This window comes from Sphingomonas oligophenolica (genome assembly GCF_039522915.1).
GTDB classification, from domain to species: domain Bacteria; phylum Pseudomonadota; class Alphaproteobacteria; order Sphingomonadales; family Sphingomonadaceae; genus Sphingomonas; species Sphingomonas oligophenolica.
In genome coordinates this window covers 79,853-94,068 of sequence record NZ_BAAAEH010000021.1, presented here as the reverse complement: position 1 = coordinate 94,068, position 14,216 = coordinate 79,853, and the positions used below count along the sequence as shown (strand labels likewise).

At 65.3% G+C, this 14,216-nt stretch carries 18 protein-coding genes; 11 read left to right on the top strand and 7 right to left on the bottom strand.

Features of this window, described 5'->3' with window-relative positions; all coding sequences use genetic code 11:
• Window positions 1–95 precede the first annotated feature (95 nt).
• The 3 genes from gap to ABD050_RS11160 are packed head-to-tail and all read left to right on the top strand — an operon-like array spanning window position 96 to window position 2,775.
• Window positions 96–1,106, top strand: coding sequence for a type I glyceraldehyde-3-phosphate dehydrogenase (gene gap / locus ABD050_RS11170; RefSeq protein WP_343889411.1), 1,011 nt, complete (start codon window positions 96–98; stop codon window positions 1,104–1,106).
• The gene (locus ABD050_RS11165; RefSeq protein ID WP_343889410.1) at window positions 1,106–1,579 is read left to right on the top strand and encodes an MOSC domain-containing protein; all 474 of its coding nucleotides are present in this window, start codon (window positions 1,106–1,108) and stop codon (window positions 1,577–1,579) included. The genes gap and ABD050_RS11165 overlap by 1 nt, the downstream gene beginning before the upstream one ends.
• Window positions 1,576–2,775: a phosphoglycerate kinase gene (locus ABD050_RS11160; RefSeq protein ID WP_343889409.1), complete on the top strand. Its 1,200-nt coding sequence runs from the start codon at window positions 1,576–1,578 to the stop codon at window positions 2,773–2,775. Before ABD050_RS11165 ends, ABD050_RS11160 begins: the two co-directional genes overlap by 4 nt.
• 11 nt (window positions 2,776–2,786) lie before the next feature.
• Here the strand turns inward: ABD050_RS11160 and ABD050_RS11155 are convergent, their stop codons facing one another.
• Complete coding sequence (locus ABD050_RS11155) at window positions 2,787–3,305, bottom strand: TlpA family protein disulfide reductase (protein WP_425542438.1); 519 nt, start codon at window positions 3,303–3,305, stop codon at window positions 2,787–2,789.
• A 77-nt stretch (window positions 3,306–3,382) separates the two neighbouring features.
• Entirely contained in the window at window positions 3,383–3,994 is a 612-nt protein-coding gene (locus ABD050_RS11150; protein ID WP_343889408.1) for a glutathione S-transferase family protein, read from the bottom strand.
• 103 nt (window positions 3,995–4,097) lie between these two features.
• Between ABD050_RS11150 and ABD050_RS11145 the strand changes: the two genes are divergently transcribed.
• Window positions 4,098–4,793: a helix-turn-helix transcriptional regulator gene (locus tag ABD050_RS11145; protein WP_343889407.1), complete on the top strand. Its 696-nt coding sequence runs from the start codon at window positions 4,098–4,100 to the stop codon at window positions 4,791–4,793.
• A 50-nt stretch (window positions 4,794–4,843) separates the two neighbouring features.
• Here ABD050_RS11145 and ABD050_RS11140 read toward each other — a convergent pair whose 3' ends face one another.
• Entirely contained in the window at window positions 4,844–5,500 is a 657-nt protein-coding gene (locus ABD050_RS11140) for a TetR/AcrR family transcriptional regulator (protein WP_343889406.1), read from the bottom strand.
• A 99-nt stretch (window positions 5,501–5,599) separates the two neighbouring features.
• Here ABD050_RS11140 and ABD050_RS11135 point away from each other — a divergent pair, with 99 nt between their 5' ends.
• The 4 genes from ABD050_RS11135 to ABD050_RS11120 all read left to right on the top strand — a co-directional run bounded on the left by ABD050_RS11135 (window position 5,600) and on the right by ABD050_RS11120 (window position 7,774).
• A complete protein-coding gene (locus ABD050_RS11135) occupies window positions 5,600–5,962 on the top strand; it encodes a VOC family protein (protein WP_343889405.1) in 363 nt (120 codons plus the stop codon).
• Entirely contained in the window at window positions 5,959–6,480 is a 522-nt protein-coding gene (locus ABD050_RS11130; RefSeq protein ID WP_343889404.1) for a GFA family protein, read from the top strand. Before ABD050_RS11135 ends, ABD050_RS11130 begins: the two co-directional genes overlap by 4 nt.
• 441 nt (window positions 6,481–6,921) lie before the next feature.
• Window positions 6,922–7,431 (top strand): hypothetical protein, encoded by a 510-nt coding sequence (locus tag ABD050_RS11125; RefSeq protein ID WP_343889403.1) that lies wholly within the window; start codon window positions 6,922–6,924, stop codon window positions 7,429–7,431.
• Window positions 7,432–7,462: 31 nt separating this feature from the next.
• Entirely contained in the window at window positions 7,463–7,774 is a 312-nt protein-coding gene (locus ABD050_RS11120) for a hypothetical protein (protein WP_343889402.1), read from the top strand.
• A gap of 243 nt (window positions 7,775–8,017) precedes the next feature.
• Here the strand turns inward: ABD050_RS11120 and ABD050_RS11115 are convergent, their stop codons facing one another.
• Complete coding sequence (locus ABD050_RS11115; RefSeq protein ID WP_343889401.1) at window positions 8,018–9,133, bottom strand: aspartyl protease family protein; 1,116 nt, start codon at window positions 9,131–9,133, stop codon at window positions 8,018–8,020.
• Between the two features lie 21 nt (window positions 9,134–9,154).
• Window positions 9,155–10,117, bottom strand: a complete 963-nt coding sequence (locus ABD050_RS11110) for an AraC family transcriptional regulator (RefSeq protein ID WP_343889400.1) — start codon at window positions 10,115–10,117, stop codon at window positions 9,155–9,157.
• Window positions 10,118–10,329: 212 nt separating this feature from the next.
• Here ABD050_RS11110 and ABD050_RS11105 point away from each other — a divergent pair, with 212 nt between their 5' ends.
• A complete protein-coding gene (locus ABD050_RS11105; protein WP_343889399.1) occupies window positions 10,330–11,100 on the top strand; it encodes an alpha/beta fold hydrolase in 771 nt (256 codons plus the stop codon).
• Between the two features lie 141 nt (window positions 11,101–11,241).
• Here ABD050_RS11105 and ABD050_RS11100 read toward each other — a convergent pair whose 3' ends face one another.
• Window positions 11,242–12,012, bottom strand: coding sequence for a hypothetical protein (locus tag ABD050_RS11100; RefSeq protein ID WP_343889398.1), 771 nt, complete (start codon window positions 12,010–12,012; stop codon window positions 11,242–11,244).
• A gap of 198 nt (window positions 12,013–12,210) precedes the next feature.
• Between ABD050_RS11100 and ABD050_RS11095 the strand changes: the two genes are divergently transcribed.
• The gene (locus ABD050_RS11095) at window positions 12,211–12,963 is read left to right on the top strand and encodes a winged helix-turn-helix domain-containing protein (RefSeq protein WP_343889397.1); all 753 of its coding nucleotides are present in this window, start codon (window positions 12,211–12,213) and stop codon (window positions 12,961–12,963) included.
• A gap of 13 nt (window positions 12,964–12,976) precedes the next feature.
• Here the strand turns inward: ABD050_RS11095 and ABD050_RS11090 are convergent, their stop codons facing one another.
• On the bottom strand, window positions 12,977–13,129 hold the full coding sequence (locus tag ABD050_RS11090; protein ID WP_343889396.1) for a hypothetical protein: 153 nt from the start codon (window positions 13,127–13,129) through the stop codon (window positions 12,977–12,979).
• 271 nt (window positions 13,130–13,400) lie between these two features.
• Here ABD050_RS11090 and ABD050_RS11085 point away from each other — a divergent pair, with 271 nt between their 5' ends.
• On the top strand, window positions 13,401–14,084 hold the full coding sequence (locus ABD050_RS11085) for a hypothetical protein (RefSeq protein ID WP_343889395.1): 684 nt from the start codon (window positions 13,401–13,403) through the stop codon (window positions 14,082–14,084).
• Window positions 14,085–14,216: the final 132 nt, after the last annotated feature.

Below are 14,216 nucleotides of genomic sequence, written 5' to 3'. Positions count from 1 at the left end.
ACCGCCCACCGCAAAGACCCGCGCACTTGATAGACTCGCCGGCTCGCTTTTCGCGCGTTTCGCGCCGCGCCGGCATTCGCGAGGGGAGATTTGCGATGACGGTGAAGGTAGCGATCAACGGATTCGGGCGGATCGGGCGCCTCGTCGCGCGGGCGATGCTCGAGCGCGGCGATACCGGCATGGAGCTCGTCGCGATCAACGATCTCGCCGATGCCAAGTCCAACGCCTGGCTGTTCAGCCGCGACAGCGTCCACGGCAAATATCCCGGCAAGGTCTCGGCCGAGGGTCAGGACCTCGTCGTCGACGGCAAGCGAATCCGCGTCACCGCCGAGCGCGATCCGGCCAACCTCCCGCACGCCGAGCTCGGCGTCGACATCGTGCTCGAATGCACCGGCTTCTTCACCGATCGCGAAAGCGCGCAGAAGCATATCGACGCCGGCGCGAAGAAAGTGCTGATCTCGGCCCCGGCCAAGGGCGTCGACCTGACGGTGGTGTTCGGCGTCAATAACGACAAGCTCGAGGCCGGCCACAATATCGTCTCGAACGCCTCGTGCACGACCAACTGCCTTGCGCCGGTCGCCAAGGTGCTCAACGACAGTGTCGGCATCGAGCGCGGCCTGATGACCACGGTTCATGCCTATACCAACGACCAGAAGATCCTCGACCAGATCCACCCCGATCTGCGCCGCGCCCGCGCCGCCGCCATGTCGATGATCCCGACCACCACCGGCGCCGCCCGCGCGGTCGGCGAGGTGCTGCCCGAACTGAAGGGCAAGCTCGACGGCTCGGCGATCCGCGTACCGGTGCCCGACGTCTCGTTGATCGACCTTACCTTCACGCCGAAGCGCGACACGACCAAGGAAGAGATCAACGCGATCCTCAAGGCGGCGTCCGAGAGCGGGCCTTTGAAGGGCATCCTCGACTATACCGACGAGCCCCTGGTCTCGATCGACCTGATGCACACCGCCGCCAGCTCGACCGTCGACAGCCTCGAGACGGCGGTGCTCGACGGCAAGCTGGTCCGCGTGGTCAGCTGGTACGACAATGAATGGGGCTTCTCGAACCGCATGGTCGACACCGCCGGCGCGATGGCGGCGTTCATCTGATGACCGGGGTCGGGGCGACGGGAAGGTTGGCCGGCATCGCCCGCCACGCCTTTCCCCGCGCCCCGATGGAAGTGCTCGACCATGTCCATGTTTCGGCCGAGAGCGGCCTTGCCGGCGATTTCCGCGGCGCGGTCAAGCCGGGCCGGCAGGCGAAGCGCCAGGTTTCGCTGATCGAGCGCGGCGACTGGGATGCGGCGATGGCCGAGCTCGGCGTCGATCATCACTGGTCGGTACGGCGCGCGAACCTGCTGGTCGAAGGGCTCGATCTGCCGCAGCAGGCAGGCGCGGTGGTGCGGATCGGCGACGAGGTCGTGCTCGAGATCATGGTCGAATGCGATCCGTGCAGCCGCATGGAGGAAATCGAGCCCGGGCTGAAAGCCGCGCTGACGCCGGACTGGCGCGGCGGCGCGCTGGCGCGGGTGATCAGCGGCGGTACGGTCCGCATCGGCGATATAATCAGGGTGGAAGAATGACCAAGGCCTTCAAGACGCTCGACGATCTCGGCGATATCGCCGGCAAGCGCGTGCTGGTGCGCGAGGATCTCAACGTGCCGATGGCGGACGGCGAGGTGACTGACGCAACCCGCTTCCGCGCGACTCTGCCCACCGTCACCGAGCTCGCCGACAAGGGCGCGATCGTGCTGATCCTCGCCCATTTCGGCCGCCCCAAGGGCAAGCGCGACCCGGCAATGTCGCTTGCGCTGGTGACGAAGCCTTATGAACAGGTGCTCGGCCGCCCGGTGCGCTTCATCGGCGATTGCGTCGGCGACGAAGCGGCCGACTCGATCGCGACCTTGAAGGCAGGCGATATCGCCATCCTCGAGAACACCCGCTTCCATGCCGGCGAAGAGAAGAATGATCCCGCCCTCGCCGCCGACATGGCGAAGCTCGGCGACCTCTACGTCAACGACGCCTTCTCCGCCGCGCACCGCGCCCATGCTTCGACCGAGGGCCTCGCCCATCTGCTTCCGGCCTATGCCGGCCGCGCGATGGAGGCCGAGCTGACCGCGCTCGACAAGGCGCTCGGCAATCCCGAGCATCCGGTCGCGGCGGTGGTCGGCGGCGCCAAGGTCTCGACCAAGCTCGACGTGCTCAAGCACCTCGTCGCGAAGGTCGATCACCTGATCATCGGCGGCGGCATGGCCAACACCTTCCTCGCCGCGCGGGGCGTCGATGTCGGCAAGTCGCTGTGCGAACATGAACTTACCGGCACCGCGGAGGAAATCTTCGAGGCGGCCGAGCGGGCGAACTGCACGATCCATTTGCCCTATGACGTGGTCGTCGCGAAGGAATTCCGCGCCAATCCGCCGGTGCGAACGGTCAATGTCCATGAGGTCGCGGCCGACGAGATGATCCTCGATGTCGGCCCGGCCGCGGTCGAGGCGCTGGCCGACGTCCTCAAGAATTGCCGCACCCTGGTCTGGAACGGCCCGCTCGGCGCCTTCGAGACGCCGCCCTTCGACACGGCCACCGTCGCGCTCGCCCGCACCGCGGCGGCGCTCACCCGGGACGGCTCGCTCGTCTCGGTCGCCGGCGGCGGCGATACCGTGGCCGCGCTCAACCAGGCCGGCGTCGGCGACGATTTCACCTTCGTCTCGACTGCCGGCGGCGCGTTCCTCGAATGGATGGAGGGCAAGGAATTGCCCGGGGTCGCGGCGCTGGCGCGATAGAGCGCCGGCGATCAGCTGGCGCTGGTCCCTGCCGGCGCCGGCTCGCGCAACAGCGGAATCAGGAGCCGGTTGAGGTCGTCGAGATCGAACGCGTTCGCCTTGGCATAGCGGATGCGGCCGGAGCGATCGATGACGAAGTTGGTCGGCACGCCGCCCAATGTGTCGTAGTTGCCGCGCATCTTGCGCACGGCGGAGATGTGCATCACCGCGAACAGCTTTTTCAGCTGGTAGAGCGGCAGCGAATCCTCGGTCGTGATGGCGAAGACGCGCAGGCCCGCCTTTTGCTGGGCCTGGTAATAAGCATCGAGCGTCGGCAATTCCGTGCGGCACGGCACGCACCAGGTCGCCCAGAAGTTCAGCACCACCACCTTGCCGCGCAGATCGGCGAGCGAGACCTTGGTGCCGTCGACCAGCGTCAGCTGGAAGTCGGGCGCCACGTCGCCGACCGCGGGAGGCTTGGCGCCGATCAGCATCAGCGCGCCCGCGCCGAGCCCCAATGCCTTGAACAATCGCGAGAATCGGCGCGCCATCACGTGTCCCCCCAGGTGCGGGAGACTGGAACGCGGTGCGGCCCGGGTCAAGGGGGCCGCACCGGTTCCCGCTCGGCTCACGCAGCGCGCTGAAGGCCCGACACGTCATCGAGGTCAACGGCGCGGAGCGCCGCCGGCCGCGCCTTGCAGCGCGCGACAAAGTCATCGATCGCCTCGCTCTCCGGGAAGGCCTTGCGCGCGAAGTTGAGCGCGCTGCCGACGAGCAGGTCGACCGCCGAGAACGACTCGCCCATCAGCCAGGGCCCGCGCGCCAGGGCGGTTTCGACCCGCTTCACGACCGCGTCATAGCCGCGCTGCTTCATCGGCGCGCCCTCCAGCTCGCCGCCCATTGCCGCGAACATCGCCGGCTCCATCGCCGCTGCATACCAGGTGATCCAGGTGAGATAGTCGCCGCGCCGCGGGTCGCCGACCGGCGCGCCCAGCCCGGCCTCGGGAAAGGCGTCAGTCAGGTACAGGACGATCGCGACCGATTCGGCCACCACCACGCCGTCATGGTCGATCGCCGGCACCTGCTTGTCGGGATGGGGGTTGGCCGGGTCGGGCGATCCGGTGCCGCTCATCGGCCTGAAGATCGACACCGGCTGGATCCGATAGTCGATGCCGAGCTCCTCGAGCAGCCAGATGATCCGCGACGAGCGGGATTGGGGGGCATGGTAGAGCGTGATCATCACTGGGTTCCTCACGGGATGGCCCCCCGAAGCGGGGGCGGTTGGTGATGGCGAGGCTTGTAAACCAGCGCTGCTGACAGCATGATGTCAGCAGGGAATTGCCATGCGCCGCGCCGACCGCCTGTTTCAGATCATCCAGATCATGCGGCGCTCGCCCCGCCCGGTCACGGCCGACAGCATCGCGGCCGAACTCGAAACCTCGAAGCGGACGATCTACCGCGACATTGCCGATCTGATCGGCCAGCGAGTCCCGATCCGCGGCGAGGCCGGGCTCGGCTATGTGCTCGACGGCGATTTCGACATGCCGCCGCTGATGCTCACGCCCGACGAGATCGAGGCCGTGGTGCTCGGCGCGCAATGGGTGGCGGGGCGGGGCGACCCGGTGCTCGCCACCGCCGCGCGCGACCTGATCGCCAAGATCACCAGCGTGGTGCCGGAACGCCTGCGTCCCTTCATCGCCGAGCCCGCCGCCGGCACGCGGCCGGGGTGGTCGATGGCCCCGGACGGCATCGACATCGCCCGGACCCGGGCCTGGATTCATGCCGGGCGCAAGATCCGGATCACCTATCGCAACGAACAGGGCGAGACGAGCGAGCGGGTGCTGTGGCCGGTGATCGTCGGCTATTTCGATGCGGTGCGCATGCTGGCCGCCTGGTGCGAGCTGCGCCGGGACTTCAGGCATTTCCGCACTGACCGCATCGTCGCCGCCGCATTTCTCGACGAGCGCAACGGGTGCCGGCCGGGCGAGCTGAGATTGCGGTGGAAGCGCCATATGGCAGCGAAACATGGTGCGCATTAGCCTTCGCCCCAGGCACGCGAACGCCGCCATTGCCGCGTTCGGCTGCGGCTTTACTTCCTGCCATAGGCGGCCAGGAACATGTCGACGCAGTCGGCGGCATGACGGCGCAGGGCCGCCGGCGCCGGTATGCCGGCATCGCCGAGGAGCATCGCCTGGTTCAACGGCTGCGACATCACCAGCCAGTTGAAGTGCGATGCCGCGACGGCGTAATCGTCGATCAGCAGAAGCCCGCCTTGGCCAAGGCGCTCGAACATCGCGGCCATCGCCTCCATCGCCCGCTTCGGCCCGCTTTCGTAAAGGGCCTTGCCCAGTTCGGGAAAGCGGCCGACCTCGCCGATCACCACGCGGCGCAATTGCATGAGCCTCGGCGTCAGCACGATATCGAGCTGCCGACAGGCATAGTCTTCCAGGAAGCCGCGCAGATCCCCGCCCGGCGCCAGCTCGGGAATGTCGCCATGCACTGCGTCGCTGCCCGCATTGGTCAGCCTCGACACGATCTCGAGGAACAAGGCCTCCTTGCTGACGAACTGCTTGTAGACCGTCTGTTTCGAGACGTCCGCCAGCATCGCGATCTCGTCCACATTGGCGCCGAGATAGCCGTCCCGCAGGAAGATCACCGCCCCGGCCTCCAGGATCGCCCTGCGCTTTCGCGCCGTGCGGCCGCCCTCTCTGGCGGGCCGGCCATTGGCGGTGTCGTTTCCCATCATCGTCGAATCATCCTCGATCGCTCCCGGTTGACACGATCAAACTGGCGAGTCTAGTTTGCGGAAACTGGACTCGTGAGTCCACTTAAACGAGGGTGCGAAATGCATGTACAATTTGCCGAGCTGCCGGTGCGCGATCAGGGCCGGGCAAAGCGTTTCTATGCCGACCATCTCGGCTGCACGGTCGCCGCTGACGTGCCGATGGGCGGTGGCGGCTGGCACTGGATCGAACTCGCCTTCACGGGCAGCGAGACCAGGCTGCATTTCATCCGCGCCCGGGAGGGATCATCCGACGATCCGGTCCTCGTCCTGGTCGACGATGACGTCGCCGCGACGGTCGACGCGCTGCGCGCCGCGGGCGTCGAGATCCTCACCGAACCGCATGCACCACCCTGGCAGCCCGGCCGCACGATAGCCGAATTCCGGGACAGCGAGGGAAATCGCATGGTGCTCGGCAGCCGATGAGCATGAAGACCGCCTATCGCTCCTCCTGCAGCTGCGGCCAGGTGATGCTCGAGGCGACCGGCGAGCCGATCCTGAGCGCGGCCTGCTACTGCACAAGTTGCCAGGCAGCGGCGCGCCGGTTCGAGCAGGCCCGGGGAGCGCCCCCCGTTCTTCGCAGCGACGGGGGCACCGATTACTGCCTTTTCCGCAAGGATCGGGTGCGGGTCACCCGAGGAGGAGAGCAGTTGCAGGAGCATCGCCTCACTGAGGAGTCCGCCACGCGGCGCCTCGTGGCGGCGTGCTGCAACGCGCCGATGGTGCTCGATTTCACCCGCGGGCACTGGCTGACGCTCTATCGGGATCGATTGAGCCAGGACGCGCCACCGGTCGAAATGGGCCTCATGGCGAAGGACCGCCCTGCGGACCGGCCGCTCCCCGACGGCTTGCCGATCTACGAGGCTTACCCTGCGAGGTTCATGATCAGGATCATGATTGCCTGGGCCAGGATGGGTTTTCGACGGCCCCGGCTGACCTGGTGACTGGCTGGGGCCTGCCATCTCTTCAGGCATGCCGGCCGCCGCGGCCTTGGCCCGCTCCGCTTCGGTGGCGCCGAGGCGGCACATGGCGTGGGCCTCGGCGGCGAAATCGGGTTTGTCGACCATGGCGCCGTGGATAGCGCGGGTGGGGTCGGGGTTGAATCGCGGTGGGGTGTTGGGAATGTCATGAGGGTTGCTGACATTTTGGATGGCGCGACGTTTTGATAATTATTGTTATAAATCAATTATATACGGATCGAAAGCAAACTGTCAGCGGAATTCCGGCGCGGGAAGGGCGGTGACGGCGAAGAATGCGGGCAGCCACGAAGATTGCGGGTTGCCGATGTTCGTGAACCACGCATAACTTTCGCGTTCAGTCTCCCGCCACGGCGATCGGCCCAGAACGGCTCCATCGCAGGGTAAATCCCTGGAGGGAGACCAGATGTGATCAAGAAATTCCTCAGCTCAGTCGCGCTCGCCGGTGTGGCGATCGCCGGTTTCGGCGCCGTTCCGGCATCAGCGCAGGATTATGGCCGGGACGGCTATCGCCAGACCTACAGCCATGACCGCGATGATGACGGCGACGGGCGCTACGCCCGGGACGACCAGTATCAGTATGAGCGGCGGCAGGACGCGTATCGGCGCTATCAGGCGGAACAGCGCCGCGCCCAATATGAGCGGTACAACCGCGGGTATGATCGCGGCTACGCCGATGATGGCTACGGCCGGGCCTATGGCTATCAGGATGACTCGCGCCGCCGGCAATATCACCAGGGCCGGCGCTGCACGTCGGGCACCACCGGCGCTGTTGTCGGTGCCGTGCTGGGCGGACTGCTCGGCCGGGAAATCGGCCGTGGCGGCCGGTACAACGAGCCGAGCACGACCGGCCTGATCCTGGGTGCCGGCGGCGGCGCCCTCGCCGGTCGCGCCATCGAGCGCTCCAATTGCCGCTGATCCGGCACCGCCAGCAAAAAGGAAAATAAAGATGATTCGTCGTTTTGCCATCGCGGCAGCTTTGTCGACCGCATCGCTCGTTGTCTTTCTCCCCGCCGCATCGGCGCAAACCTATGGCGGGGTGACGCTGAGCTTCGGCTCGCCCGGCTATCATGATCGCTACGACCGCCGATATGAGCAGCCGCGCTACAATCCCTATGAGGACCAGGACGAGGCCTGGGAGGCCCGCCGCCGCTGGGAGCAACATGAGCGTTGGGAGCGGGAACGCGCGCGGCAGGAACATTGGCGCCATGAGCATGCTGAGCACGGCCGCTGGCATCGTGATGACGATGACGACGACTGATCGTCGTCATTCGCCATTGTCTGTCATCCGCTCTGTGATCTGGAGGGACTATGCCACCCGCACGCCTTGAAACCCGGGAAGATTCCTCGAGCGGCCGCGGGCCCCGGAGCATTTCGGGTGCCGTGTTCGATTTCGTCGTGATCCCGTTCCTAACCGCGCTAATCCTGCTGATGATCTACGAGATCGCGAGTCAGCTATGGCTGGGATTACCCCATGTAATTCCAATGAATTGAGGATTGTCCTTCACTGAGCACACAGATTCGTGTCGGCCGATGACAATCGCGTGCGGCCGTAACTGCCCCATGTCTGAACCACGAAACCTGCCGGCGAGCAGCGCCTCAGCTGGAATCGGACTTTGCGGGCCCGGAAGTCGAGCGAGACCTTGCGGAATGTTTGAAGAACATCGGTTCCGAGAAACAAGGCCGGCTCGTCGGCGATCCCGAATATGTGGAACGGGGGCAGGTCAGCAAAGGCGACCGGCAGGTTCCGGATGAGAATCCCGCCGATCTGAAGCTCCGGTATCACCGCGACCTGCAGGTCGATCTCCTTGCCGGTTACGCCGAGCGCCTTCACTTGCTCGAACTTTTGATGACGTCGGACAAGCTTGTCGCGGAGGATCGGGTTCCCGATCGTCATCTCCGCGCCGGTATCGATCACCGCGTCGAGCGATAATGAGCCTGCCGTGACATGGGTCAGAATGAGCTGGCCCCGGCTCCGATGCGCGATGACAACGACTTCATCGGGCAGGGCTTTCGGCGGCCTGGTTGCGTCCTCGACCTTGATCTGCCGTTTGTCGAAATCCATCATGATGCGCTGCCGGACAAGCGCATCGATGCCGATCATGCCCTGGCCACCGACATCGCCTTCGCTGAGTGCGGGCAGCTGCAGGTTTTCGACGGTCGTCGGGCCCAGCATCAGGCTGTCGACCTTCACGCGATCGACAATGCTGCGCTCGGTCATGCCGTTCAGAACGACGGGCGTGCCGAGCGGCAGTTGAAGGTCGCGCACGATGCGCAACCCGACGACCGAGGTGTCGGCGCCGCTGTCGACGATGAACCGGTATGGACCGTGGCCGTTGATCTGCACTTCGACGGAGAGGCGCGTCTCAACCTCCCGCGCCTTCAAATCCTGTCCGCCGATCGCGAGCGTGTCATCGATGATCGCGGGGGGCAGCGCAGGCATGGCGGATACCGACGGAGGTGCGGGCCTCGGTCTGCTTATTCGCGGCGTTTGCGCGGCCGTGCCGGTGTTGCTCGCGATGAGCGCGGCGAGCGACAGGACCAGGCCGTGGCGAGGAACGAACATGTTGCGTCCTGACCTCCGAGGCGGATTGACCCTATTACGCCCGAGTGCCGCCATAGGCACGTCCTATCTTGGGGATCACACTGCAACTTCCGCCTCCGCAACCTCCCCCGCCCCTCGCCCATGGTCCCCCCGTCGAACCGCCCGGTAACGCCCGGGCGACAGCCCATGATGCCGCCGGAACAGCTTCGAAAAGGCGGTCGCCGTCTCGTACCCGACCCGGCTCGCGATCCGCGCCACGCCATCGTCGGTCGTCTCCAGCAGGAACGCAGCCTCGGCCATCCGGCGCGCGATCAGATAGCCCTGCATCGGCTGGCCGACGAGCCGGGTGAAGCGCGCCGAAAAGGCCGAGCGGCCGAGCCCGACGCGGTGTCCGAGGCCGGATAGTGTCCAGGGCCGGGCCGGGTGTTCGTGGATCAGCTGAAGGGCAGGCCCGATATGCGGATCAGCCATCGCCCCGAGCCAGCCGCCTTCTCCGGGGCCGAGCGACGCGATCCAGCTTCGCAGCACCTCGACGAAAAGGACCTCGGTAAGCCGCGAGAGCGCGACGGCCTGGCCCGGGCGTGCGAGCGCCGACTCGCTCACCATGCGTTGCAGGATCGCCTCGAGCCATCCGCCGTCTTCCGCCGGCTTGAGGACAAGCACGGGCGGCAGCAATTCAAGCACGCTGCCGCGCGACGGCAGCGCAACGGTGAAATTGCCGCAGATCATCGTCGCGAGCGGCTGCGCATCGCCGCCGTGGCGCACCATGCCGAGGCGCCCGGGCAATCGATCGATGTCGGGAATCGGCAGGGGCTTCGTCGCACGATCCGAAAACAGCACATGCGGCTCGCCGCGCGTGACGACGACGAAATCGCCCGCGGTCATCGGGAGCTCCGGTCCGGCTTCGAACGCCAGCGTCGCCGAGCCGCGGCTGAGATAGTGGAACAGGGCGTAGGGGCGCGCCGGCAGCGCCAGGTTCCAGGGGTGCCCGAGCTCGAAGTGGAAGAGCAGGGTTCCGCCCAGGCGGACTCGATCGAGCACTTCGGCGAGGATGTCCATGTGCGCGAGGCTAATCGCATGGACGATCGGACACAATATACGGACGATCGGGTCCTATCGTGTGGAAAAACCCGGGACTAGGGCGTGCGGCGGCGGGGCGACATGTCGTGTGGAAGACCATTGCGCGCTGGGCGGATGGGGGAACCGCGACCTGGCCGGACCCTGCTCCTTCCCCGGACCTGTATCGTCCGACTCAGCGACAGGAATATTCAATGAAAACTTTCCTCCTCTCGGCCACAACCGTGCTCATGGCGGGAACGGCGTTTGCCGCTTCGGCCAAGCCGGCGCCTCTGCCCAGGGGCGCGGCGCACAATATCGTTCTCGTGCACGGGGCTTTCGTCGACCAGTCGAGCTGGCAGCCGGTCGCAGCCATCCTCAAGGAGAAGGGCTACACCGTAACGCTTGTCGAAAATCCGCTCACCTCGCTCGCGGCCGATGTCGATGCAACGAAGCAGGCGCTCGCCAGGCAGAAGGGCAAGACCGTTCTCGTCGGCCATTCATGGGGCGGGGTGGTCATCACCCAGGCAGGGGACGATCCCAAGGTCTCGGCGCTCGTCTATGTCTCGGCCTTCGCGCCCGATATGGGCGAATCCCTGGCCGCGCTGGCGAAGGCCGGCCCGGCGACCGAAGGCGGCGCGGCGATCCATCCGGACGCGAAGGGCGACCTCTATATCGATCCCAAGATATTTCCGTCAGCGGTGGCGGCCGACCTTCCCCCGCAGATCGCCGAACACCTCGCCAACACGCAGCTTCCGCTGAACCATATCGCGTTCGAGGCGCCGGTCGATGTCGCAGCCTGGCACAACAAACCGACCTTCTATGTGATCAGCACGCAGGACAAGGTGATCGCGCCCGAGGCGCAGCGGTTCTTCGCGGCCAGGATCAAAGCCAGGACAAGCGAGGTTGCCGGCAGCCATGCCTCGCTCGTGGTCCATGCGCAGGAAGTCGCCGCGGTCATCGAAGAGGCAGCGCTTGCCGAATGATGTCTGGGCTTCCCGAACCGATGCGCACGCGCGTTCGGGCGAGGGGCTGAGCGCGGTCCTTGCCCGGCTGGTTCACGAGCCGCGGGAGCGACGGGAAGGGCCGGCGTGCGAGCGCCGGCCCTTTTCGTGTCGGCTCCCCAGTCAGATCTCCGCGTTGCGCGCGGACAGCAGATCGCCGACGAGCCACAGGGCAGCCGCCATGCACAGGCTGATGGCGGCGCCCGCCCAGCGCAGCCACTCCGTCGGGTGCGTGACCGCTCCCGGCAGCCATGCGAGCAGCGCGAAGCAGACGTACATCAGTGCGCCGAGCCGCGTTGCCGGCACCGCAAGCCGGTTCGCGATCAGGCTCAGGCCGACGGCGAGATGCCCCACACCCGTCGCGAGTGCCCAGAAAAGCTGGCCGCCGGGCATCCATTCCGGGACCATGCTGGCGGTAAGCTTGAGCCCGGAGAAATGGGCGAGCGCGAAGACAAGCGAGCAGATGCCGAACGCAATGCGCGCCGTCGTCGCGCCCGCCGATCCGCCCGCGCGCATCCGGAGCAGGATCGCCCAGCTGCCGGCCACCACGGACGATTGCTCGGCAAGGCCAAGCAAGGCTGCCGGGTTGGCGGGCGGGCCGACCAGTTTCAGCAGATAGCAGGCATCATAAAGCGCGAAGAGAAGCAGCAGGATCATCGCCGCCGGCCGAACGGTGCGCGCGACCAGCAGGCCCGCGCCGCCGGTGACGAGCAGCCCCGCCGACAGATAGGCGAGCGGCTGCCGGAAGGGCAGGCCCTCCGGCACCGGCTGCCACAGGATGGCGAAGTCACCCTGCAGGAAACAGGCAATGCCGTACAGGATCGCGGCTATGCCAAGGAACGCCACCCCACCGCCCGGCTGACCCAGCCGCCGCACCATCTCTCCGGTCTGCATCGAACATCCTCTTTCCCGCCGGTGCCCGTGCATGGTCCGGCCTCTTCGTGCCGCTGTGGAAGAAGGGTCGCGGCGAAGGCGAATAAGGAAAGAATCAATTTCTTCTAACCCGGGCCGCGCCCTGCCCCGCAATGCTTTTAATCGGGCCGGGGACGTGCAAAAAAAACCGGGTGGAGCGAGGGCGGTTGTGAGTTCCAGATGACGAGACACATGATCGGTGCCTGGACGTTCGAGCCCGGCGCCAATGAATTGCGCCGCGACGATGGCGAACGCCGCCGTCTCGAGCATCGCGCCGCGGTTACGCTCGAGCTCCTCTGCAGTCGCCCGGGCGAGATCGTGACGACCGAGGACATCGTGGCGCAGGTCTGGAACGGCCGCGCCATCAGCCCCAACAGCGTTCCGGTCGTCATCAGCGACTTGCGCCAGGCGCTCGAAGACGATGCCCGCAGCCCCCGTTATATCGAGACGGTGGCAAAGCGCGGCTATCGCCTGATGGTCGAGCGGCCGGCCCAGGCACCGGTCATGGCGTCTGGAAACCGCGTTCGTCCGGCAATCCTCGTGCTGGTCGCGCTGGGGCTGGCACTGGGGGCCGGCCTTGCCTTTGCCGTGATCGGGCGGCCGGCGGCACCGGTGCTTGTGGTCAGGCAGGTGCACAACGTCACCGGCAACCCGGTCTATGGTCCGCTCGCCAGCGCCACCAGCGCGGTGATGGTGTCCGAGGCCGAGCAGCTGAGCGACGTCGAGGTCTATCGGGGCGCCAGCCCACGCCCTGACGCGGTCGGGCTCGACTCGATGCTCATCATCTGGAACGGCCGCCCGGCGATCATGATGTGGGCCCACCGCGCGGGCGGCCCGGTATTGTGGTCGGGCATGACGGGCGGCGGCGAACAGCGCATCCCCTATGACATAGCGCACGAAATGCACCGCCTGGGCGAGCAGCTCCGGCGCTGACCCGGCATCGCAATCACCGCCCCGCCTGAGCGATCTTCGTCCCGAGCAGCACAAGCCGTTCGCCGGTAATCCCGAACCAATGCGGCGTCCCCGCCGGCACCGGGAACACATCGCCGGGATGCAGCGACCGCGTGGTGCCGCCCTCGATCCGGCTTCCCTCGATCAATGTCGGGTTAGATCTCGGGGACGGTGCACTTAATTAGCGCAGATTTGCGCGAGAATTACGCAGTGGCAGAAATAACTGTACCGTCAGCGAGTCTTCACCGGGTTTCCAAAATTATTTCAAAAGTATCTTGAGGATCGGCCAAAGTCGGCCGATTCCGGAGGTTGGGCAGAACCCGCTTTTGCCTTGCTGCAGTAGGTGATACCATGGCCGAGTTAGGGGGCGGAGGCCTACAGACCAGAATGATTATGCAACGATGCATGGGGGGGAATCGATGCGCCTGACGAAACTAGCGGTCCAGTCTCGTTTGCGTGACTTTGTGTTTATAAATTACTCGCAACTGGGCTTCGCGAGTACGAGTGGCGCGCTAGCTTTTGCTGGTGGTTCTTTAATACCCATCGTAAAGGACGGCGGTTCTAGCTTCCTTCCCAGAATTGGGTTTTTGATAGCTGGATTCTGCATAACAATGATATCGCTGACAACATGGAACGCGCGCTCAATATTCTGTGGGTCGGCGCGCTTGTCCGTCGGCGATGCTCTCTGGCCGTTAGCGATGGGCTTGGCAAATTTCGTACTCTTTGCAACGCTGCTACCGGGCTCTGATCCTCTAGTCTGGCAGTGGTTTCCGCTCGTTGCCGTATTTCACGGATTTTTCGGTTTTTTGCTGACCCGTCGTCGCCTAAAAATTACCTGCCAAGATTTAGACTTCGAGAGCGACCTAAGCGACCTAAAAGAAATGATGATTATAGAGGTAAAATCTGACAATAGCGGAACGATTATCTTTATGGTGGTGTCAATGGGATTCTTTATCGCGATTCAGCTGTGTCAAAAATACCAGACGTGCTGGTTGCCATTGGTTTGTTCAGCTATTGTATTGATATATGTTTTAATATCTATTAAGATATGTCATCGAGCATTTGGATTTCTGGAGAAGGCGGAGAAACTTATTTCGGATTGACCGTATTATGGCCGCAGCGCATCTTTTTTCCGCATGGACTACGGCGTAAACGCAATTGAGCGCGCCCTCGCTGCCACCCTGGCGTCCCCCTATATCCCCACCTCAAAGGATCCCCCCTGCCGAAGCCCCGCG

Bases quoted from the DNA above. Each gene is read 5' to 3' on its own strand.
- ABD050_RS11160 (WP_343889409.1), top strand. From the start codon at position 1,576: ATGACCAAGGCCTTCAAGACGCTCGACGATCTCGGCGATATCGCCGGC.
- ABD050_RS11165 (WP_343889410.1), top strand. From the start codon at position 1,106: ATGACCGGGGTCGGGGCGACGGGAAGGTTGGCCGGCATCGCCCGCCAC.
- ABD050_RS11140 (WP_343889406.1), bottom strand. From the start codon at position 5,500: ATGATGGGAAACGACACCGCCAATGGCCGGCCCGCCAGAGAGGGCGGC.
- ABD050_RS11130 (WP_343889404.1), top strand. From the start codon at position 5,959: ATGAGCATGAAGACCGCCTATCGCTCCTCCTGCAGCTGCGGCCAGGTG.
- ABD050_RS11150 (WP_343889408.1), bottom strand. From the start codon at position 3,994: ATGATCACGCTCTACCATGCCCCCCAATCCCGCTCGTCGCGGATCATC.
- gap (WP_343889411.1), top strand. From the start codon at position 96: ATGACGGTGAAGGTAGCGATCAACGGATTCGGGCGGATCGGGCGCCTC.
- ABD050_RS11095 (WP_343889397.1), top strand. From the start codon at position 12,211: ATGACGAGACACATGATCGGTGCCTGGACGTTCGAGCCCGGCGCCAAT.
- ABD050_RS11155 (WP_425542438.1), bottom strand. From the start codon at position 3,305: ATGGCGCGCCGATTCTCGCGATTGTTCAAGGCATTGGGGCTCGGCGCG.
- ABD050_RS11105 (WP_343889399.1), top strand. From the start codon at position 10,330: ATGAAAACTTTCCTCCTCTCGGCCACAACCGTGCTCATGGCGGGAACG.
- ABD050_RS11145 (WP_343889407.1), top strand. From the start codon at position 4,098: ATGCGCCGCGCCGACCGCCTGTTTCAGATCATCCAGATCATGCGGCGC.
- ABD050_RS11120 (WP_343889402.1), top strand. From the start codon at position 7,463: ATGATTCGTCGTTTTGCCATCGCGGCAGCTTTGTCGACCGCATCGCTC.
- ABD050_RS11110 (WP_343889400.1), bottom strand. From the start codon at position 10,117: ATGGACATCCTCGCCGAAGTGCTCGATCGAGTCCGCCTGGGCGGAACC.
- ABD050_RS11085 (WP_343889395.1), top strand. From the start codon at position 13,401: ATGCGCCTGACGAAACTAGCGGTCCAGTCTCGTTTGCGTGACTTTGTG.
- ABD050_RS11115 (WP_343889401.1), bottom strand. From the start codon at position 9,133: ATGGCGGCACTCGGGCGTAATAGGGTCAATCCGCCTCGGAGGTCAGGA.
- ABD050_RS11135 (WP_343889405.1), top strand. From the start codon at position 5,600: ATGCATGTACAATTTGCCGAGCTGCCGGTGCGCGATCAGGGCCGGGCA.
- ABD050_RS11100 (WP_343889398.1), bottom strand. From the start codon at position 12,012: ATGCAGACCGGAGAGATGGTGCGGCGGCTGGGTCAGCCGGGCGGTGGG.